Consider the following 20,761-nt stretch of genomic DNA (forward strand, 5'->3'; position numbering starts at 1 on the left):
GTCACCACGTCGGCCGGGTGTACCTCGCCGCCGTACCGCTCACCACCGAGCAACTGATGGAGGCGGCAAAGCAGGCGGATCGCCTGACCGGGCGACGCGACCACGGCATCTTCCGGCCGTGGACCCGGGTGGTCGACGCGTGCCCCTGAGATGCCGCTATCGGTGCGGGGCGGGGATCGCACGGTCCAGGACGGGGCGGCCAGGCTGTGACCAGTGCGGGATCGCCGAAGCCGCTCACACCAGGCCTAGCATCCACTCCACACCGTGGCGGGCAGCGGTGGTCCCCGGCTCACGGGACTGCGCGGTGAAGACGAGCACGCGACCGTTCTTGCGCGGGTACAGGTACACGCCCTGCCACCACGGTTCGCCGTCGTGTTCGTACGCGAGCTCGAGGACCTGAACGTCATCGCCCATCCTGCGGCGGGCGACGACCGTCTGGCCCGGGGCGATCATCGAGTCCGGGTCGGTGATCTCCGCCGGGCCCTGCACGGAGATCGACGCGTCGTGCTCGCCGGTCAGGCAGTAGGGGGCGAGGGACGACTCGACGGCCCAGCCGGGTGGCCAGACGGTGTCGAAGGCCGAGGTCTCGATGACCCAGAACGCGTAGTCCGGGCCGGGGGTCACGTCCACGATCCCGGGCACACCGTGTGCGTCCGCCGGGTCGACGACTGCCTGCGCCGGGCCGTCGTCCCGCCAATGCGTCACCAGCACAGCGTCGCTCGCAGCGTCGGGGCGCTCGAAGGTGTACGGCCACTGCGGTGTCAGCACCAGGCCGTGACCGGCGAGGCGGGCGAAGACGTGTCCCATGATCGCGAACTGTAGCGACCAGGGCCTGGAAACCCTCAAGTGGCGGGCTCGATGATCTTCGCGGGGTTCCCTTCAGGTCGCGCCCGGCACGGTCGATGTCTGAGCGCATGGCACCCAGTCGGTTGTTCGCCCACAGTCTTGGTGGCGCGTTTCTCACATCAGCGGTCGCGGCCGCCTGGCTCGCGCCGGGCACCGCGTTCGCGGCCACCGCCACCGAGACCCTGTCGGTCGACGGAACTGTGGAGTCGGTCATCGTGGATCCGGAGCCCGGTGCGCTGACCTCGCACACCGAGCAGAAGCAGGCATTCGTACGGGTCAACGACCTGCTGCTGCCGGTTCCCGCCGGATACCTGTCCGGAGCGGAGTCGGGTCAGCGGGCCACGGTTCAGCTGCGCGTACGGCCCGGCACCAGCCGGACGGCGGCGCTGACCGACGCGGCGGAGACCATGCCGGTGCCGGCGGTGAGCACTGCCAGGGCGCTGGGGCAGAGTTCGGCGGCTGTCGTCGCCGCCCGGCTGACCGGGCCGGTGACGTCCAACCAGGCGGCGGCGCGGGCGCAGTCGGCGGAGACGCAGGAGGCGGCGGTCGGTGCGCACAGGCTGACCGTGCTGCCGGTGTTCTGGTCGGCGAAGGACACCGCGACCCAGGCATCGCTCACCGGCCTCGCGAACCAGGCGAAGGACTACTGGGACGAGCAGTCAAACGGCGGCATCGACATCAGCGTGGACGTCCGCGACTGGAAGCAGGTGTCGGCGCCCTCCGGGAGCTGCAACTACACCGCGATCTTCCAGGCCGCGCTCGCCGAGCACGCCGTATCCGCCCCGAACAGGGTGAACGAGCACGTCGCGGTGTACTTCCCGCAGCAGTCGGGCTGCTCGTGGGCCGGTCTGGGATCCGTGAACGGTTCGATGATCTGGATCAACGGCTACCCGTGGGAGGACGTGCTCACCCACGAATTCGGCCACAACCTCGGCCTGGGACACGCAAACAGGGCGACGTGTACGGCGTCCGGCGCCCGCGTCCCGCTGTCGAGCTCGTGCACCGTGGAGCAGTACTACGACACCTCCGACGTGATGGGCTTCGCCCGGCAGGGCATGGCGTCGGGCAACCTGAACGCGGCGTTCGGTGACTACCTGGGCCTGCAGCAGACGGTCACGGCGCCCGCGTCGCAGAAGACCACTGTCGACCTGTCCGCGCTGTCGGCGCACTCGGGCACGAGCGGCCTGCGGATCGCGACGACGGTCGGCACGGTGTTCGTCGACTTCCGGCCGGCCGCCGGCCGGGACACCCGGTCACCGGGCTGGGCCGGAGTGCAGGTACGCCTGCGGACGGCGACGAACCCTCCCACCACCCAGCTGCTGGACATGCAGCCCGGCACCAGGACGGCGTTCTCGGCGGCGAACCTGCCGGTCAACAGCGTGTGGCAGGTCCCCGGCACCAGCCAGTCGGTGAAGGTGACCTCGATCAGCCCGACGAAGGCCACGGTCGAGGTGTCGGGCGTGAAGGACACCACGGCCCCGTCGGCCGCCCCGGTCATCGTGACGGCGGCGGGCCCGACGAACGCGGCGTCGCAGACGATCACGTGGACCGCGGCCGCCGACAAGGAGTCCGGGATCTCCGCGTACCGGGTGATGGTCAACGGCACCCTCGCTGCCGAGACGGACGGCGACACGCTGACCGCCGACGTGCCGCTGGCCGAGGGGAACAACTCGGTCGTGGTGGTCGCGGTCAACGGTTCCGGCCTGGTCAAGAGCAGCACGGCGAAGGTCTTCCCGCGCGACTCGATCGCACCGGCACCCGTCACCGGCCTGAAGGTCTCCGCCGACGGCAAGTCCGTGACCTGGACCGCCGCGGCGGACAAGGGCACCGCCCGCTCGTACGCGGTGCGCATCGACGGCGCGCTCGCCGCCACGGTGACCACCACGACGGCGAAGGTGAGCATCACGGCCGGTCAGCGGACCGTGTCGGTCACACCGTCGGACGCGGCCGGTAACGCCGGCACCGCCACCGAGGCCACGTTGTGGATCGACCCGACCGCTCCGGTACCGCCGGCACTCACCTCTCCCGACGGCACCTGGCAGAACAGCCGGCAGGTGAGCGTCACCTGGGACCCCGCGTCAGCGCCCGGCTCCGGGATCGCCTCCTACACCGTGACCGCCGGCGGCAAGTCGACTACCGTCGACGGGAACACCACCTCGGCGACGATGACAGTGCCCGCCGACGGCACCCACACGGTGAGCGTGGTCGCGAAGAACCTCGCCGGCGTGGCCTCGAAGGTCGCCACCGCCGCGGTGAAGGTCGACACGGTCGCACCGCCGGCGGCGACGACGATCAAACTGTCCGCCGACAAGTCGAAGCTCACCTGGGCCGCTGCCACCGGCTCCGGCTCGCCGGTGTCGTGGCGGGTACAGGCCGACGGCGGCGCCGCGGTCGCCGTCACCAAGCCCGAGGCCCCGGTGACGGCCTCCGGCGGGCGGCAGACGTGGACGATCACCCCGGTCGACGCCGCCGGCAATGTCGGACCGGCCGTCCAGTACACGGCGTGGACCGACCAGACCGCCCCGTCGGAGCCGGCCATCCTGACACCGTCGGCCGACAGCGCCACCCGGACCGGCCCGGTCACCGTCACCTGGACCGCGGCAGCCGACGGCGACTCCGGCATCACTTCGTACGTGGTGACGGTGGGCACCCGGAGGACGACCGTGCCGGGCACGGCGACCAGCTACTCGTACCAGCCGGCCGACGGCCGGCAGACCGTCAGCGTCGCCGCGGTCAACGGTGCCGGGCTCAGCTCCACCGCCGCGTCCGTCGCCTACACGTACGACAAGACCGCACCCACCGCCGCCACCAGGGTGACGGTGTCCGGCGCCGGCAGCGAGACCGTGCTGCGGTGGACGGCGGCCACCGACCGCACCAGCGGCGTCGCCGAATACGTGCTCTCCCTCGACGGAACCCCGGTCACCACCGTCCCGGCGACAGCGACGACAGCGACCGTGACCACCCCGGCAGGCAGGCACACCTGGACGGTCACGGCCGTCGACATCGCGGGCAACAGCAGCGCCGCCGCGTCGGCCGGTGCGCTCTGGTTCGACACGACCGCGCCGGTCGCCGCCCAGCCGGTGACGCTGCCGGCCGTCCAGGCGGCCCGGGCCGTCAAGGTCACGTGGACGCCCGCCGCCGACCTCGAGTCGGGCATCAGGAGCTACGTGGTGATCGCTTCGAACGGGATCAGGACGATCAAGACGACCGCCACGGCGACCGCCACAACGGCCACCGTGACGGTGCCGGAGGACGGATCCTGGGCGGTCGCCGTCCAGGCGGTCAACCAGGCTGGCCTGACCACCGACGCGCCCGCGGGCACCGTCCTGGTCGACTCGGCCAAGCCGGCGGCGCCGGTCATCACCAGCCCCGTCGCCAAGGGAACCACCGGCACGTCGTTCACCGTCGGCTGGACGGCTCCGGCCGCGGGTCGCTCGGGCATCAGCGGTTACCGGGTGGAGGTCAACGGGAAGATCGTCGCCACCGTCGACGGGTCCACCTTCCAGGCCCCGGTCAGCGTGACCGCGGTCCGGCCCACACCGGTGGCAGTGAAGGTGACCGCCCTGAGCGGTGCCGGCCTGGCCGGTTCGGCCGCCCAGGTGTCCTTCACCGTCAACCCGGCTGCCTGAGTATTTTCGATACGGAACCGGACCTGCCGCCTGGCAGGTCCGGTTCTTCGTTGCCCGCGGTTCACCCGCTGCATTGGGGTGCGGCGTATTTTCCGTCCGCGGTGGTGGAGGCGAGCAGTTTGCCGTCCAGGGTGATGGTGCAGGTCACCGGGCCCGCGTCGCCGCCGCCGGTGCGCTGTGCGATGAGGACGAGCGGCTTGTAGTCGGCCGACGCCGGGAACGTGACGCGCCATGGCAACGGGATGCCGTTGCGGCGGATGATGTCGCCGTCCTGGTCGGTGTAGCTCACGCTGCCCCGGTTGCGCGAACCGCTGGCTGTCACCTCGTAGACCACTTCCGGTGCGCCGGCGTTCGCCGCCGCCACGGCAGCCGACGGGGTAGCAGCTGCCACGCCGGCTGACGGGGTAACGCGAGCGCCGGTGGTGGGTGCCCTTACCTGCGCGGTGGCGGCATCGGTGGGCACGGTTTTCGTTCCGGTGGACGGAGCCGATTGCTTGGCGTCGTCGTCGCCGGGTCCGAACTGGTCGAGGGCCAGCATTCCGGCGATGAACAACGCGCATGCGGCGAGGATCGCCACCATCCATCGGCCCGCGCGACGGCGCGGCGGTTCGTTGTACGGCGGTTCGTTGTACGGCGCGTGGGCAGCGAATGGTGCGGTGGCTAACGGTGCGGGGGCGGCGAAGGGTGTCGTGTCGGTCGGTGGCGGCTCGGCGGTGGGTGGTGCTTCGCCGGTCGCGGTGAGGTCATGCAGCGACGTGGCGTCGCCGAGGACCGAGGTGTGTGCCTCGGTCAGCCACGGGTCGGCGGGCGGGGTCCGGCGTACCGGATCGTCGGCGTCGTGGCGGCTGTCCTGGGCTGTTCCGTCGATCGGGGGGTCGCTCCGCGCGGAGGCGCCACCATCGAAACTGGTCACGGTTCCGACGTTACGGCCCGTGCGCAACGTGGTCACGATCCGGAACGGCGACCGTCACGTTTTTCGGAGGGCCGAGCGCGTCGATCGTACGATGAGATCCTGCTCTTTCTTGGGCGCGTCAGCGTGTGAAGGCGCCACTCAGGAAATCGGTGTGCTGGTCGGTGAGTGCCGGGTGGCCGCAGACGCAGAACTGGTCACGGCCGTCCCGCTTGGCCGCGTAGAGGGCCTCGTCGGCACGCGCGCTGAGCTGTTCGGCCGACTCCTGGCCGGTCCACTGGGCGAGGCCGGCGGAGAAGGTCTGCGTCTCGGGGGTGACCTCCTGCAGCCGGTCCATGATGATCGCCGCGTCCTTCAGCCGGCAGTGCAGGATGAGCCCGAACTCCTCACCGCCGTAGCGGGCGATCAGATCACCGGCCCTCAGCTGCTCCTGCCAGAGCGAACTCGCGGTCCGCAACAGCTCGTCACCGGCCGGATGGCCGTGCAGGTCGTTGTAGCGCTTGAAGTGGTCGAGGTCGATCAGGCCGACGACAAGCGTGTCACCGGCGCGCTTCGCGGCGGCGAGCCGGCGCTCGAGCTCGGCGTCCCAGGCGCGGCGGTTGGGAATGCCGGTGAGCCCGTCCAGGTACGCGATCGACTCCAGCTGGTCGGCCTGTTCCTGAACGGTGCGGACCAACCCGAGGATGCGGACGATGAGCAGGAGGAAGACCAGGATCGAGCAGATCGACGCGGCCAGCCAGTCGACCCCTCCGTGGGCGGTCACCCCGTTGACGATCAGCTGCACCGGGCTGAGCAGACATCCCGAGCTGATCAGCAGCACCCGGCGCGTGGTGACGCCGGCGGACGGCCGGATGCCCTCGCCGCCGACCTTCGCCATCGACGGGTGCAGGGCGGCGCCACCGAGCAGCAGAGCGCTCAGCACGAACGCGGGTGCCAGCTCGTTGTGGTTCGTTCCGTGCGACGACTGCCAGACCCAGGCGACATGGGCCAGGCCCTGGACCGCGAGGGAACCGACCAGCTGCCAGAAGGCCGGGCCGTGCCGGACCGAGGACGTGAACATCCGGATCACCCCGGCGAGCAGGAGCAGATCCGCCAGCGGGTACGCCATGGTGACCACCCGGGTCTCCAGGGGCATGGCCGGCCCGATCAGGTCACGCAGGAACAGCAGCCAGATGCCCAGCCCCAGACCCACGGTGACCATCAGCGTGTCCAGGATCCCGGCCCGGTCCCGGCGCCAGGACATCCCGTCGACCAGCAGCATCAACCCGGCGAGCAGGAGCGGATAACAGGCCAGGAACAGGACGTCCGCCGGGGACGGGAACGGCACCCCGCCCTTGACCAGGTAGACCGATATGACGACGTTGCCCACTCCACCGCAGATCGTCATGATCAGCAGCAGGACCCACGGCAGTTTCCGCGGCGGCCCGTTGAACCGGACACCGAGGGCGATCGCGGCGATGGTCAACACGGGGTAGCAGAAGGTGATCAGCGATGCCGGTGCCGACCCTTCGGGCACGATGATGCGGACCACCGTCAGAACTACACTGACGGCGCAGTAGCCGGTCCACAGCCGGCGGATACCGGAAGTCGCCACGACAGGGATATCGGTTCCGGCGAGGAGGATCTGAGACGCGGCACGTGAACCCCGCCGGTCAAGCTGTCGGAACCCAGTAGCGCCACTTGTTCTCGTACTGGTCCTGGAGCACGCCGCCGTTGCGCTCGATCACCCGGCGAGATGCCACGTTGTCGATGTCGCAGGTCAGCAACGCGGTGGTGATGCCGAGGCCGTGCGCGACGGTCAGTGCTCCCCTCAGCATCGTGGTCGCGTGACCCCGGCGGCGGGCCGACGGGCGGACGTCGTAGCCGATGTGCCCGCCGAACAGGCGCAGCTGGTCGGTGAGGCGGTGCCGGATCGCGATGCGGCCGAGATACTCGTCGCCGTCGGTCAGCCAGAGGTTCGTCGCCGGGACATGTCCCTCGGGCCGGGGAGCGTCCTCCCGTACCTGATCGGTGAGCCACCGCACGTAGTCAGCGAACCCCTCGGATGTCTCCCAGGAAGCACCGAAGGTGCGGATCTCACGGCCGATCTCGGTCGCGTCGGCGGCCGACCCCCGTGCCTCGTCGGCGAACTCGGCCATGGCGGCGAGGAAGGACGCGTGGACGAGAACGGTCGGTGTGCCGAGCTGGGCCATGCTTGCAGTGATACCAGCACGGTGGTCGGTGGGGCACCCGGTTTATCACGTCGTCCCGGAGCTCAACCCGACCGTGCGCTTCTACCCACGCCGGAGCGACAACCAGCTCTCACGCAACCTCACCGCGCGCGCCTGCTGATTCAGGCACCCATCAGGGTGGCGGTCCGTTGCGGTTCGGATGCGGGGTGGGTAGCTGACGGTGGCGGCCTCGCGGGCTGCTGGCGCGAAGATCAGTGCGCCGGGAGTCGTTACTCCGGACGGCTAGGCTGATATATCGCCCAATGCGCTGGGTCGAGCCTGTACTTTGAGCGTCCGTATCGTTACGGAGGTCCTGATGGTTACCAGGGTCGATGACTCTCGTCAGGGGCCGCCGGGTGCCGCCCGCGACAAGTTGTGGGCGCAGGACGCGATGGCCGAAATTGATCTTCTTAGAGCGAAGTCGCACGTAATCTGCACCCGCCTCGGATTGCGATCCACGGGAAGCGGCGGCGAATTGTCGCCGGAATCGTCGTCCGCAGTCGACTCCGGCGAGTTCAGGCGGCGCAGAACGTGGTTGTGGTCGGGACGAGAGGCTCGCGTTGCTGCGGCCGAGCAAGCCAAGCGGGAGGCGCAGGCGGCGTTCGATGCCGTGCAGAAACTGCTGGACCTGGCCACTTCCGCGGCGCACGGTGAGATCCCGAAATACCGGCGGATCCAGAGCTGGTGGTCGGGGAACTGCGTCGAGGCGGCGTTCAGATACACCCATAACGCTGAGGCGAGGCTGGCAGTCCTCTACAGCGAGGAGGAGACCAGAGCTGAGGTCCCGGAGGCGGCACGGAGGGCGCTGGAGTCCCTCAGCGCCGAGAATCCGATGCGGGACGTCGCTCAACGGCTTCGGCGACGCGGCGACCGGGGCGACGCGGTCTCCACGGCAACTCTCAGCAAGGTGATCGAGGCGGGCCACGCTGCGGCCGATCGGCAGCGATCAAGGCTTCGCACGTTCCGGAACGTTCTGATCATCGGGATCTTCGTCACCACGTTGCTGCTGTGCACCCTGATCGGGATCACGGCCTGGCGGCCGAACCTGGTGCCATTGTGCTTCGTGCAGAATCCGCCGCCGCTGGACCTCACCGCACCCAACGTGGCCTGCCCCGTGAAGGCAGTGCGACTGGACGAAATCACCCAACTGCACACCGTGCCGTCCCGGCTCGACCTCTTCATTGTCGCGGCGCTCGGCCTGGTGGGCGGCGCGGTGTCCGCGGCGTTGTTCCTCCGGGACCTCTACCTCAATGCGACCCCGTACAACGTCTCCATACCGATCACGTTGTTGAAACTTCCCGCCGGCGCTCTCACGGGTCTTGTCGGCATCATTCTGCTGGCCGGCGAATTCGTTCCCGGTTTCAGCGCCATCGACAAGCCGATACAAATTCTGGCGTACGCGATCGTGTTCGGGTTCGCCCAACAGGTGTTCACCCAATTCCTGGATCAGCGGGCGCAGAGCCTGGTGAACAGCGTCGCCACAAAAGCCCGCGTGCTGCCGGACCCCGGTTCCGGCCGGACGAACCCGTCGGATGGTGCCTGACTGCCTACGCTCGCGACTGTCCACTTGTGATCATGTCGCTTGTCCTGCGGCGTGCCCGCACGGCAGAGTTCCCGCATGATTCCAGCCGAGCTCGGGACCTTGTCCGCAGCTGAACAGCAGATGTGGGACGCCTTTCCGGCCGGGCGGAGAGTGGAACTGACCGGGGACAGCTTCCGCGTGGTGCGTGCCTCGGTGCTCCGGGCGCTGCTGCTCGGCGCTCGACCGGCCGAGCCCGGGCATCAGGCGGCATTGCGTTTGCGTGGCGCCGAAGTGGTCGGGTGCGGCTACCGTTTTCGGTTTCAATCCGCCCAGCGGCGGGCGCCCGGGTGTGGCGTTCAATCCGGTGGTCTACACCCTTGATCTGCTGATTCCGATCGCCAACTTCGGGCAGGAGGTCGCATTCGGTGTCGGCGGGGGCGCGTCATGGCTGGCTTGTTTGTTGATCGCGCTCGGCTGGCTACTGTTCACGGCCGTCGCGGCGGCGCTGACCCGAACGTTCAGCAGGCTCTGATCAGCGCTGATCCGGGCCTTCAGCGGGCTCTGACCGTACCGGAAAGGATGTGATTGTGGTTGGTTTTGCGATCGTCACCGGCGGCGGCAATGGGCTGGGGCGCGAGATCTCGCTCGGCCTGGCTCACGCTGGTTACGGCATCGTTGTTGTCGACGCTGACGAGTCGGCCGCTCGGGCTTGTGTGCGGTTGATCGAGGAGTTGGGGGTGCCCGCTCGCGCGTTGTGCTTGGACGTTCGGGAGCCTGCGGCCGCGACGGACATCGTGGCGGCCGCGCACGAACTCGGTGATCTTCGGGTGCTGGTCAACAATGCCGGCGGCTGGACACCGCAGCGACAGTATCCGCAGGCGAGTGCCGCGGAGCGGGCAGCGACGATCAACCTCAATCTCATCGCTCCGATGGTGCTGCCTGGCGGTCATCGTGGACCTCGTCCGGGCGGGAGGCGGCGGGACGGTGGTGGAGATGTGGGGAGGCGATGAGCCGATCGTGCACTCACCGTCAGCCGAGCGTTGACACCTAGATCAGCTATGCCTAGGGTTCCTGGGCATGGACATTCGCGGTCATCTCGATCTCCTCCTGCTGTCGGTGCTGCACGACGCCGGCCCGGTGCACGGATATGCCGTGATCACCGCCCTGCGCGACCGATCGGACGGCACGTTCGACCTTCCCGAGGGCACCGTCTATCCGGCACTGCAGCGTCTGGAGCGCGCCGGCCTGGTGGCCAGCCGGTGGGACGAGAAGGCGCCGCGCCGGCGCCGGGTCTACGAGCTGACCGACGAGGGCCACCGCGCCCGCGCCACCAAGAAGCAGGAATGGCGCGGCTTCGTGGTCGGCGTTCAGGCCATTATCGGTCCGATGGCTGCCGGGAGCCCCGCGTGACCGCCGCGGCCGGAAACGGCGAGGGGCCCGTCGATCAGTACCTCGACGAGATGTTCGACCTGCTCGCCGGCACGGGCGGAAACGGTCGGCGATTGCTGATCGAGACCGAGGAGCACCTCACCGAGGCCGCCGCCGAGGGACGTGCCCGCGGCCTTGACGCCGAGGTGGCCGAGCGGGAGGCGGTCAGCCGCTTCGGCGCCGCGGCCACCATCGTCCGTCGCGTTCCGGCAAGCGCCGGCACCTTGCGCGTCTCCCCGCGCCGGTTGCTGACCGGGGGTTGGGCGTTCAGTGCAACGGCAATTTCATGGTACGGGCTGAGCGGCGCCGCCACCTGGATGCTCAGCTGGCCGTGGACCCGGCTCCTCATAGCGACGGACCGGTTCGGTGGGCAGCCCATGTGCGAGGGCGCGTGGATGCCACCGTTGCCGATCGACTGCGTGCACGCGTATCAGCAGGAGACCAGCCTGCTTCCCGGGGTGGACAACGGCTTCCCCTACCAGCTCACCGCCGGCATTGGGGTGGCTCTCATCGCTGCGTTGTTGATCCTCCGGCGTACGACCGCGCTCGGCGCACCATCCTGGACGCCGTCCCGCAGAGCCATTGGCCTGGCATTCGGGATCCCTTTCGGACTGGGCGGCGTGGCCCTTCTCATCGAGGCCGTCGACGGCATCTTCAAAGACGTCCAGTACTACGTGCTGGCCGATCTCGTCGCCGGCCTGTTCGCCTGCGTCATCGGGGCGGTCGCGCTGTGGCGGGGACTCCGCTCGGTGCCTTCTCTGTCGCGCCGCTGAACGCTCTCGCCGGCGCCCCTCTCAGGACAGCGCTTCTTCGATCCGGTCCCAGTCGTCCTGGAACCTGTTGCTCGCCCACGTCACCGTTACGGCGACCTCGAGGTTCTTGACGAGGACCGTGGACTCGTCCAGGCGCCAGCGCACTGTCGGCGGTTCCGTGTGCTGCCTATCGGTGGGTTCACCCAGTGCCGCTACACCCTTGGCAACGGCGCCGGCGAAGGCGTCGGCGATGAAGCGGTCCCTCTCGGGTCCGCCGTCGCTGACGGTCTGGGTGATCCGGATGCTGATGTCGTCGACGTGGCCGTCGCTGGCCAGCATCCGGACCTGGTCTCCGGGCACACCCAGGCCGGCGTCGGCGAAGGCGGAGCCGCGTTTGGTGACCTCGAGCAGGGTCCAGCCCATCCGCCGGCAGAGGTCTTCGACGTCGGAGGTCTGCCAGGACCATTTGGTGTCTCGCACTCCGGCCATCAAGGAACGGAGCGCTTCGGAGCTGCCCTGCAGCCAGGTGGTCATGCGTCTCTCCTTGCGGGATGCCGGGGTGGGATCCTGCCACAGGTGTTGCGCTCTACGGAGTGCCGGCCATCCTGCCGAGCTGACTGTGTTCCTTGAGCTTCGTGCCCTCCTCCAGCCCGCGCTCCTCATTCAGCCCGTGCCCCGTCCTTCAGCCCGCCTTGTCCTTCAGCCCGCTTTGTCCTTCAGCCCGCTTTGTCCTCCATCACGAGCAGCCACTCGATCCGCTCGTGTCCAGTGGCCGCAGCGGTATAGATATTGAGCCGTTTTCATCCTGCGTAATGCGGTGACTCGACGTGGTGCAGGACGAGGATGGCCTGCACGATTGCGGTGGCTCGACGCGGGCAGCAGCGCAGCTTGACCAGGATTTTCCAGGTCTTGAGGGTGGCGATGGCCCGTTCGCCGCGGGCGCGGATCTTCGCGTGGGCGCGGTTGACGGCCTTCTGCCGGCGGGACAGCTTGGGCCGGAATCGGCGCCGCTTGAACGGGGTCCGCACGCTGCCGCGGGCGCCCTGATATCCCTTGTCGGCGAAGGTCATCACCTTCTCGCTGGCCAGGGCGTCGATGATGCCGTGGGTGCGGGCGGCGGTCAGATCATGCGCCGAGCCGGGGAGTGCCGGTGATGCCCAGATGAGCCGGCCGGCGGCGTCGGCGATGACCTGCACGTTCACGCCGTGGCGTTGGTGTTTTCCGGAGTGGTAGGGCTTCTGGCCGGCGACCCGGTCGATCGGGATCAGCGTGCCGTCCAGGATCGCGTACGCGAGCGGCCGGATGCGTGCCATGGCGGTGTTCAGGTCGTCGGCGGCTGCGCTGAGCAGGGCGATGGCTTCCTGCACGTAGCGCCAGGCGGTGGCGACGCCGATCTGGAAGCCTGCCGCGAGGCGGGTGTAGGTGTCGCCGTTGCGCAGGTGGGCCAGGGCGAGCAGGGCTTGGCGGCCGGGCTCGAGGCGCCGCCATCGGGATCGGCGCTGCTGGCGGTGGCTGCGGATGCGGTCGGCGAGGTGGTTCAGGGTCCGGCTGGACAACGGAATCGTGGCGGGGTAGGACAGCATGGCGAGGCTCCCGGTCGGGGCTTCGGGTCTTGGTCGAGAGCTGTCCTATCTGAAGCCTCGCACCCCTCGATCATCGGGTCCGCCACACCCGCCCTGAGCTGCAAGATCAGCTTGGAAAAGGCTCATTGCTTGAGGGTCGTTCGATAATCGTTTCCGTGACCTGTGGATGAGATGTGCCAGAAATGCAGGTGGCATGATCGACTGCTTACACCTCGGGGCGCGAGTGCGGAAGAATTATTTGTATGGGGCAGGCATCGTTCTTCAGTAGGTCAGAAATCGCGGATATGCGTGATCGGACCGCTTCTCGCAATTATTCTGCCTCCCGTGACGAATTTCGCCGTGTGCACGAAAGGCATCGTGCGTGGGGCTTGCAGCAGCGCCATGCCCTGAAGCTTCGACGCATCGCGCGGAGCAGAGCGGGGCTGGTGACAGCGCCTGCCGTTGCGAACTCTCCCGCAGCAGTCGCGCCACCGGTCCCGCCTGCGCCGGCCGCCCCGCCTGCGCGACCTGCGCCGCCGGTCCTGCCTGCGCCGGCCGCCCCGCCTGCGCGACCTGCGCCGCCGGTCCTGCCTGCGCCGGCCGCGGCATCTACGCCAGCAGCGTTACCCGCGTCGGCCACGGCTCCTGCGCCAGCCACGGCGCCCGCGGCTACAACGTCACCCCCGGCGCCCGCCGCGAATGGCTCGTTCTGGGCTCTTACTGAATTCAGGTGGGCGCCGCAGGAAGGTGGTCGAGGTGTTACTCGGTGTTGGCGGAAATGGCCGGGTTCGCGTGGGTCACCACGCTGTGGGAAAGGTGGAAATTGGTGGAGCGAAAGTGTTGGGGTAGGGGCAGTTCAGGGTGGGGGTGGGGGTGGGGCGCTCGCGGTGGTGAGTGCGTCGCCCACCGCCGTTCGGGAGTACAGCACGGTGCGGCCGGTGCGGCGGCGTAGTACCAGGCCGGCGTCGTGGAGGATGGTCAGGTGGCGGCCGATGGAGCCGAGGACCTGGCCGGTTACCGCTGTCAGTTGGGTGGTGGTCTTGGGGGTCTCCAGCAGCAGCAGGACGCGGGCGCGGGCGGGGCCCAGGAGGCGGGCCAGGGCGTCCGGGGGGACTGTGTGGTCGGCCTCGGACAAGGGGGCCGCGCAGGGATAGATCACTGCATATCGGTCGGGGTGGGGGTCGTGCCAGCTTACCCAGCCGGCGCGGATGGTGACCGGTACGAACAGTAGCGGGGCGCCCGAGATGTCGCGGACTGGGTAGTCGTACGCGTTGATCTGCAGGCGCCCGTCGCCCAGCCAGCGCATCTCGCCGCGTAGGTCGGCGACTGCCGCTGCCCAGCCGGCGAGGCTCAGCTGGCGGGTGCGGGCCACGATGTCCGCCTCGACGAGTTGGCGGCGCCGGTGCCACGTGGGCTGGACCGTGTGGTGCCAGACCCACTCGAGCAGGCGGGCGCCGAGCTCCGGAAGGTCGTCGCGGTCGAGTTCTGGTGGTAGTTCTCGGTCAAGGGTGACCCGGATGTCGTGGCGGGCCCGGTCTGGTGGGGCCGAGCGGACGGCCTCGACCGCCGTGGCGAACGGGGCCGGGCCGGCGGCTGGGGGAGGGCTGAGGAAGTCGGCGAGCCATTGGCGGCCGAGGGCGGCGCGGACCAGTGCGGCGACCGGTGGGTCGGCGGCGATCATGGTCAGGTAGGCCGGGCGGTGGGCGCGCAGCCACTCCCGCTCGTGGGGGAGCGCGGCCCGGTCACGGTGCAGAAGGATCAGCGCGGCGGTCGCCTCGGCCAGCTCGGAGACGACGAAACGGCTGGTCGCGACCGTTTCCGCGTCGACGCGCCACCAGGTCACCGTCAGCACCACCTTTCGCGCACCTGCGAAACATTACGACAGGCAGGCGTACGACCGTCAGGCTCGCCGTCATGTCCACGTACGCACGCCTGTTCGCCACCGCGGAGTTCACTCCGTTGTTCGCGCTGACCTGTGCCCAGAACGCCGCGACCACCGTCGGCGGGCTGGCACTGGCCACGACGGTCTTCTCCTCGACCGGTTCGCCGCTGCTGTCGGCACTGAGCATGTTCGGTCCCCAGCTGGCGCAGCTGGCCGGCGCGCTGCTGCTCGGCTCCGCGGCCGACCGGCTGCCGCCCCGCGCCGCGCTGACCGGCACCAGCCTGATCTTCGCGCTCTGTGCCGCGACCCTGGCGGCACCGGGGCTGCCGGCTCTCGCCATCGTCGCGGTGCTGCTCGTGCAGGGTGTGGTCGGTTCGATCGCCGGCGGTGTGCGGTACGGCCTGCTGACCGACATCCTCGGCCCGGACGGTTTTGTGCTCGGCCGCTCGACACTCAACATCGCGACCGGCACGATGCAGATCGCCGGGTTCGCCGCCGGTGGCCTGTTGCTCGCGATCATGTCGCCACGCGAGACGCTGCTGCTGGCAAGTGCGCTGTACCTGGTCGGTGCGGTACTCGCGCGTACCGGCCTGACCGCCCGGCCGGCGCGCGCGATCGGGCGCCCGACACCGCGGGAGACGTGGCGGGTCAACAAGCTGCTGCTCACCTCGCCACGACACCGCTACCTGTACCTCGCTCTGTGGGTGCCCAACGGCTTCATCGTGGGCTGCGAGGCGCTTTTTGTCCCGTACGACCCACAGCGCGCCGGTGTTCTGCTCGCCGCAGCCGGGGGTGGCATGCTCGCCGGTGACGTACTCACCGGACGCTTCCTCCCACCGGTCTGGCGGCAACGTGCCGCGGTATTTTTGCGGCTGCTGCTCGCCGTCCCGTACGTCATCTTCGCCTTTCACCCACCCCTCGCCCTCGCGGCGGTCGCGGTCGCGCTGGCCTCCGTCGGCTACTCGGGCTCGCTGGTGCTCCAGGAACGGCTGGTCGCCCTCGGCCCTGACAACATCCGCGGGCAGGCGCTCGGGTTGCAGGGCTCCGGCCTGATGGCGATGCAGGCGGTCGGCGCGGGTCTCGCCGGCCTCACCGCCGAGGCGCTCTCACCAGCTGCCGCCATCACCGTCATGGCAGTGATCTCCATAGTGGCTACCCTCGTACTGGCGCCGAAGGTGCGCCCGGTGACCGCAAGCGAGGCCCCTTTCTTAAGCGCCGCTTAATCACTCATTCGAGAATGATCCACTGCAATGGGTTAAATGCAAATTGGCACTGACAGATTTGACTTCGTGCCCCATCCTCTTAAGGCGGCCGGGAAACGCACGGGCGCCTCAATGGAGAGGATCATTCATGTCCGCCTTGCAGGTTGGCATCGTCGGATTGATCGTGGCGGTGGCCGCATTCGGGGCCACCTTCTGGCAGGGGACGCTGCTACGCAGGCAGATCGCGCAGAACGGGAAGATCAATAGTGCCCACTTCTACCAGAACATCACTGTGCGGTGGCTGGAGTTCGACAAGCTGCTGATCGAGCGGGCCGATCTCTGGCCCTATTTTCACGCCGATGAGCCGGTGCCGGACGACTCGAAGACGTGCGCGGAGCTGGCATGCATGTCGGTGATGATGGCCAACATGGCGGAAATGTGCGTCACCAGTGAGGACGTGCTCGGTGAATACGCGGGTGATTGGGAAAGCTACTTCGCGTACGTTTATGACCACAGCCCGTATTTCCAGACGTTCTGGATGCGGTTCGGGTCGATGTGGTCGCCGCGGGTGAACCAGAGTTTCGTCAACAATCCGCCGGACTTCGGCGAGCAGGCGCTCGAGGAGATCTTTCGGCGCCCCGATGCGGCGGCGGTCCAGCCGGTCGCAACGTAGCTTCCGCTGGGGTTAGAGCGCGGGCTGACGCGGCTCCGGCCGGCCGTGGGTGCTGCCTCAAACAGCCGTGAGGCAGCACCGGGAGCCAGCCGCGAAGATTCAGCTGGGCGAGTGCCGGAGCGGGGATCAGGCGGCGGGGACTTCGGCGGGCTCGCGGCGGCGGGTGACGAGGAAGCCGAAGGCGGCGGCGGTGAAGAACATGACGATGCCGTAGACGGCGGCGGGGATTGCCATCTCGGTGCTGTTCAACAGCGTGGGGCTGACCGCGACGGTGATCGCCAGGGTGCTGTTGTGGATGCCGATCTCCATCCCGGCGGCGATCGACTCGCGCCTGCCGACGCCGGCCAGCCTCGGCGCGCCGTACCCGATGGCAAGGCTTGTGATGTTGAAGAGGAGAACCGCGAGGCCGACGGCGATGAAGTAGTCCGCGACGTTGTCGCGTTCCTTGAGCACGGTGCCGGCGATCACCGCGACCAGCACCACGACAGACACGATCTTGACGGGGCGGGACAGGCGGTCGGCGAGGCCCGGGAAGCGTGCCCGCAGTGCCATGCCGATCGCGACCGGTACGAGGACGATCGCGAAGACCTGGAGTACCTTGTCGAACTGCAGGCCGATGGATCCGCTGTCGGGGAGGAAGTACGCCGCGGAGAGGTTCACGACCAGCGGAAGCGTGACCACCGCGAGCACCGAGTTGACGGCGGTGAGCGTCACGTTGAGCGCCACGTGCCCGCCGAAGAGGTGGCTGTACAGGTTCGCCGTGGTGCCGCCGGGTGACGCCGCGAGCAGCATCATGCCGACCGCGAGGGCGGGCGGCAGGTCCAGCGCGACGACCAGGCCGAAGCAGAGCACCGGCAGCAGCAGCGCCTGACAGCCGAGCGCGATCAGTGCCGGCCTGGGGTAGCGCACGACGCGGCGGAAGTCGGCGACGGTCAGTCCGAGGCCCAGGCCGAGCATGATGATGCCGAGCGCGATCGGCAGACCGACAGCCGTCAATGGCGAGTCCATGGCGCAGGATTCTGCCTCAGGTTCAAGAAGCGAGGAATCCTCATTTCAGCCGACCCCAAGCCGTTGACATCGAAGCATCGATGAGATCCGATGGCAACGTTGTCATCTTCCAAAACCCTTGGTCAGCGTGGCCGCGGTTCGTGCTGATGACAACGTTGTCGGTCCGGGCGTCAACGGGAGGTCCCATGCCATCGTCGTACTTCCGGGTATCTCTGGCGGCGGCGAGCTTGCTCGCCGCCGTTCTGCTTGTCCCGGCCTCTCCGGCAGCCGCCGCCGAGGCCCCGGTCGATCTCGTCCGGCCGTTCGTGGGTACGCAGAACTTCGGTAACACCTTCCCCGGCGCGGCGGCGCCGTTCGGGATGGTCCAGGTCAGTCCGGACACCGGCGGCCAGGGCGGCTACGACTACCTGCAGAACACCATCTACGGCTTCAGCCAGACCCACCTGTCCGGAGTCGGGTGCGAGGTGGCCGGCGAGCTGCCGATCATGCCGACCACCGGTGCGGTGACCAGCGTCGACCCGGCGGTCTACCGGTCGGCTTACGCGCACACCGACGAGCAGGCGACCCCCGGCTACTACCGGGTCGGGCTGTCCAAGTACGGCGTGCGTGCCGAGCTCACCGCCACGCCGCGCACCGGCTGGCAGCGGCACACGTTCCCCTCGACCACCGCCGCCAACCTGCTGTTCAACACCGGCAAGGCGAACCAGACCGTCCTGGACTCGGAGATCCACGTGGTCGGCGACCGTACCGTGGAGGGCCGCGTCCGCGCCGGGAACTTCTGCGCCGGCCGTGACGACCACACCGTCTACTTCACCGCGAGCTTCGACCGGCCGTTCACCGGTTACGGCACCTGGCGCGGTACCACCCGCAGCTCCGGCGTCCGGGACGCGGCGGGCACCGGCGGCAACGGCGCGTGGGTCACCTTCGACACCACCGCTGACCGGGACGTGGTGGCCAAGGTGGCGCTCTCCTACACCGGCGTCGAGGGCGCCCGGCGCAACCTCACCGCCGAGACCGGTACGTCGTACGACTTCGACGCCACCCGCGCCTCGCTGCGCACCACGTGGGCGCAGCAGCTGGACGCGATCCGGATCACCGGCGGTACGGCCGACCGGCAGAGTGCCTTCTACACCTCGCTCTACCACTCGCTGATGCATCCCAACGTGGCCGGCGACGTGGACGGCCGGTACATGGGCTTCGACGACCGGGTCCACACCGCTGACGGGTACACGCCGTACCAGAACTTCTCCCTGTGGGACACCTACCGGCCGCAGAACCAGCTGTTGCAGATGCTCGTGCCGCAGGTGGCGCGGGATGTCGCGCGATCGGTGGTGGCGGTGGGCCGCGACGGTGGCTGGCTGCCCCGGTGGGCGCTGGCGAACAGCGAGACGAACATCATGACCGGTGACCCGGTGACGCCGTTCCTGGTCGAGGCGTTCTCCAAGGGGCTGCTCGCGGGGCAGGAGGAGGAGGCGTACGCCCTGCTGCGGGCGAACGCGACGAGCCAGCCGCCGGCCGGTTCGCAGTACAACGGCCGTACCGGTGTGGACTACTACGTCGATCGCGGTTACATCCCGTCCGGGCTGGTGCTGGGGACGACCTGCCGGCACAAGGGCGGTGACAACGACTGCAAGCATCCGGCCTCGTCGACGCTGGAGTACGCCGCGGCTGACGCGTCGCTCGCACTGATGGCCGCCGCGCTCGGGCACACCGAGGATGCCCGGATGTTCGCCGCTCGCGGGCAGTCGTACCGCGCGCTGTGGGATCCGTCGATCAAGCACTTCCGGCCGCGCACGACGACCGGTGCCTGGGTGAGCCCCTACGACCCGGTGGAGGCCGGCAAGCAGTTCCACGAGGGTGGCGCCTACCAGTACCAATGGCTCGTGCCGCAGGACCCGGCGGGTCTTGTCACCCTGATGGGCGGCCGGGCGGCGGCGCAACAGAGACTTGATGACTTTTTTGCGTACGCCCAACTGCTCACCGACCCGGCCGGCACCGCCCGCAACGCGTGGATCAGCAAGCCCTACGACTACTACGGCAAGGCAACCTACAACCCGAACAACGAACCCGACCTGCACGCCCCGTACATGTACCATTGGGCCGGTGCCCCGGCGAAGACCGCGACAGTGGTCCGAGCGGCGATGACCCTGTTCACCACCGGCCCGGACGGCATGACCGGCAACGACGACCTCGGCACGATGAGCGCCTGGTACGTGCTGTCCTCGCTGGGCGTCTATCCGACGATGAGCGGTGCCGGTTTCCTGGCGCTGTCCAGCCCGCAGTTCCCGTCGGCCACCGTGCGCATCGGCGGGTACGCCGACCGGCAGGGCGGAACCCTGACGATCACCGCACCGGACGCGAGCGACACCAACCGCTACGTGCGGCAGGTCCGGCTCAACGGGGCGGACCACACCCGCAACTGGCTCGACTGGCCGGCGATCGCCCGGGGCGGCACGATCGAGCACACCCTCGGCACCGAACCCTCCGGCTGGGGTACGGCCGCCGCGGACCAGCCGCCCTCGGTGAACACCCCGGCCCCGCTGCCCTGTGCCGCGACCACCAGCGGACAGTGCGCTGTCGACATCGGCGCGGCCCGCACCACCGACGGCACCGCCACCACCGCGGCCAGCAGCGCCGGCAACTTCGACGGCGGCGGCTGGAGCTACGACGCGGCGCTGCTACCCCCGGCCGGGCCGGTCTCGTGGGGCGGCATCACCTACAGCGCCCCCGACCCCGGCGGGACCGCACTCACCTTCGTCCGGGCCCGCGGCCAGGAGATCCGGGTGCCCGCCGGCCGCCGGGAGGCGGTGCGGCTGGTGGCGACCGCCCACCACGGGCCGGTGTCCGGGACCGTCACCGTCACCTACGCCGACGGCAGCGTCACCTCGGCACCGATCTCGGTGGCGGACTGGTGCGCGACACCGTCGGCCACCAGCCCCGCGGTGCTGACCATGCCGCACCGGATCAAGGCCGGCCAGGGCGTCGACGGGCCCGGGGTGAGCCTCTTCGGCTACACCGTCGCCGCCGACCGGAACAGGGAGATCCGATCGGTCACGCTGCCCAACGATCAACGCATCCTGGTGTACGCCGTGAGCCTCCAGTGAGCAATTTTCAACCTGACATCGGGCCTGAAGCTG

The 20,761-nt window shown here is 69.1% G+C and carries 18 protein-coding genes; 10 read left to right on the forward strand and 8 right to left on the reverse strand.

Features of this window, described 5'->3' with window-relative positions; genetic code table 11:
- Positions 1 to 17: 17 nt before the first annotated feature.
- A complete protein-coding gene (locus tag ACFQV6_RS23830) occupies positions 18 to 149 on the forward strand; it encodes a hypothetical protein (protein WP_378029780.1) in 132 nt (43 codons plus the stop codon).
- Positions 150 to 234: 85 nt separating this feature from the next.
- Here the strand turns inward: ACFQV6_RS23830 and ACFQV6_RS23835 are convergent, their stop codons facing one another.
- Positions 235 to 807 (reverse strand): hypothetical protein, encoded by a 573-nt coding sequence (locus ACFQV6_RS23835; RefSeq protein ID WP_378029781.1) that lies wholly within the window; start codon positions 805 to 807, stop codon positions 235 to 237.
- Between the two features lie 107 nt (positions 808 to 914).
- Here ACFQV6_RS23835 and ACFQV6_RS23840 point away from each other — a divergent pair, with 107 nt between their 5' ends.
- Positions 915 to 4,475 carry a hypothetical protein gene (locus tag ACFQV6_RS23840; RefSeq protein WP_378029782.1) on the forward strand — a complete coding sequence of 1,187 codons (3,561 nt, stop codon included), beginning with the start codon at positions 915 to 917 and terminating at the stop codon, positions 4,473 to 4,475.
- Positions 4,476 to 4,536: 61 nt separating this feature from the next.
- Here the strand turns inward: ACFQV6_RS23840 and ACFQV6_RS23845 are convergent, their stop codons facing one another.
- The 3 genes from ACFQV6_RS23845 to ACFQV6_RS23855 all read right to left on the reverse strand — a co-directional run bounded on the left by ACFQV6_RS23845 (position 4,537) and on the right by ACFQV6_RS23855 (position 7,577).
- The gene (locus tag ACFQV6_RS23845; RefSeq protein WP_378029783.1) at positions 4,537 to 5,388 is read right to left on the reverse strand and encodes an MmpS family transport accessory protein; all 852 of its coding nucleotides are present in this window, start codon (positions 5,386 to 5,388) and stop codon (positions 4,537 to 4,539) included.
- Positions 5,389 to 5,506: 118 nt separating this feature from the next.
- A complete protein-coding gene (locus ACFQV6_RS23850) occupies positions 5,507 to 6,979 on the reverse strand; it encodes a GGDEF domain-containing protein (protein WP_378029784.1) in 1,473 nt (490 codons plus the stop codon).
- A 58-nt stretch (positions 6,980 to 7,037) separates the two neighbouring features.
- Positions 7,038 to 7,577 (reverse strand): GNAT family N-acetyltransferase, encoded by a 540-nt coding sequence (locus tag ACFQV6_RS23855; RefSeq protein ID WP_378029785.1) that lies wholly within the window; start codon positions 7,575 to 7,577, stop codon positions 7,038 to 7,040.
- A gap of 304 nt (positions 7,578 to 7,881) precedes the next feature.
- On the opposite strand from ACFQV6_RS23855, the gene ACFQV6_RS23860 reads away from it, so the two are divergent.
- The 5 genes from ACFQV6_RS23860 to ACFQV6_RS23880 all read left to right on the forward strand — a co-directional run bounded on the left by ACFQV6_RS23860 (position 7,882) and on the right by ACFQV6_RS23880 (position 11,318).
- Positions 7,882 to 9,138, forward strand: a complete 1,257-nt coding sequence (locus ACFQV6_RS23860) for a hypothetical protein (RefSeq protein WP_378029786.1) — start codon at positions 7,882 to 7,884, stop codon at positions 9,136 to 9,138.
- A gap of 259 nt (positions 9,139 to 9,397) precedes the next feature.
- Positions 9,398 to 9,649, forward strand: a complete 252-nt coding sequence (locus tag ACFQV6_RS23865) for a hypothetical protein (protein WP_378029787.1) — start codon at positions 9,398 to 9,400, stop codon at positions 9,647 to 9,649.
- 49 nt (positions 9,650 to 9,698) lie between these two features.
- Positions 9,699 to 10,127 carry an SDR family NAD(P)-dependent oxidoreductase gene (locus tag ACFQV6_RS23870; protein ID WP_378029788.1) on the forward strand — a complete coding sequence of 143 codons (429 nt, stop codon included), beginning with the start codon at positions 9,699 to 9,701 and terminating at the stop codon, positions 10,125 to 10,127.
- Positions 10,128 to 10,194: 67 nt separating this feature from the next.
- Positions 10,195 to 10,527, forward strand: coding sequence for a PadR family transcriptional regulator (locus ACFQV6_RS23875; protein WP_378029789.1), 333 nt, complete (start codon positions 10,195 to 10,197; stop codon positions 10,525 to 10,527).
- Positions 10,524 to 11,318 carry a hypothetical protein gene (locus tag ACFQV6_RS23880; protein WP_378029790.1) on the forward strand — a complete coding sequence of 265 codons (795 nt, stop codon included), beginning with the start codon at positions 10,524 to 10,526 and terminating at the stop codon, positions 11,316 to 11,318. Before ACFQV6_RS23875 ends, ACFQV6_RS23880 begins: the two co-directional genes overlap by 4 nt.
- 21 nt (positions 11,319 to 11,339) lie before the next feature.
- On the opposite strand, the gene ACFQV6_RS23885 is transcribed toward ACFQV6_RS23880, so the two are convergent.
- The 3 genes from ACFQV6_RS23885 to ACFQV6_RS23895 all read right to left on the reverse strand — a co-directional run bounded on the left by ACFQV6_RS23885 (position 11,340) and on the right by ACFQV6_RS23895 (position 14,714).
- Positions 11,340 to 11,831 (reverse strand): DUF6301 family protein, encoded by a 492-nt coding sequence (locus ACFQV6_RS23885; RefSeq protein WP_378029791.1) that lies wholly within the window; start codon positions 11,829 to 11,831, stop codon positions 11,340 to 11,342.
- Between the two features lie 266 nt (positions 11,832 to 12,097).
- Complete coding sequence (locus ACFQV6_RS23890) at positions 12,098 to 12,880, reverse strand: transposase family protein (protein WP_378029792.1); 783 nt, start codon at positions 12,878 to 12,880, stop codon at positions 12,098 to 12,100.
- A gap of 835 nt (positions 12,881 to 13,715) precedes the next feature.
- Entirely contained in the window at positions 13,716 to 14,714 is a 999-nt protein-coding gene (locus tag ACFQV6_RS23895) for an ArsR/SmtB family transcription factor (protein ID WP_378029793.1), read from the reverse strand.
- A gap of 59 nt (positions 14,715 to 14,773) precedes the next feature.
- Here ACFQV6_RS23895 and ACFQV6_RS23900 point away from each other — a divergent pair, with 59 nt between their 5' ends.
- A complete protein-coding gene (locus ACFQV6_RS23900; protein ID WP_378029794.1) occupies positions 14,774 to 15,964 on the forward strand; it encodes an MFS transporter in 1,191 nt (396 codons plus the stop codon).
- 127 nt (positions 15,965 to 16,091) lie between these two features.
- Complete coding sequence (locus tag ACFQV6_RS23905; protein WP_378029795.1) at positions 16,092 to 16,616, forward strand: hypothetical protein; 525 nt, start codon at positions 16,092 to 16,094, stop codon at positions 16,614 to 16,616.
- A 126-nt stretch (positions 16,617 to 16,742) separates the two neighbouring features.
- Here ACFQV6_RS23905 and ACFQV6_RS23910 read toward each other — a convergent pair whose 3' ends face one another.
- A complete protein-coding gene (locus ACFQV6_RS23910; protein WP_378029796.1) occupies positions 16,743 to 17,624 on the reverse strand; it encodes a bile acid:sodium symporter family protein in 882 nt (293 codons plus the stop codon).
- A 185-nt stretch (positions 17,625 to 17,809) separates the two neighbouring features.
- On the opposite strand from ACFQV6_RS23910, the gene ACFQV6_RS23915 reads away from it, so the two are divergent.
- Positions 17,810 to 20,728 carry a GH92 family glycosyl hydrolase gene (locus ACFQV6_RS23915; protein ID WP_378029797.1) on the forward strand — a complete coding sequence of 973 codons (2,919 nt, stop codon included), beginning with the start codon at positions 17,810 to 17,812 and terminating at the stop codon, positions 20,726 to 20,728.
- The last annotated feature ends 33 nt before the right edge of the window (positions 20,729 to 20,761 follow it).

Origin of the sequence: Actinoplanes sp. GCM10030250 (genome assembly GCF_042666575.1) — a bacterium.
Lineage (GTDB): Bacteria > Actinomycetota > Actinomycetes > Mycobacteriales > Micromonosporaceae > Actinoplanes.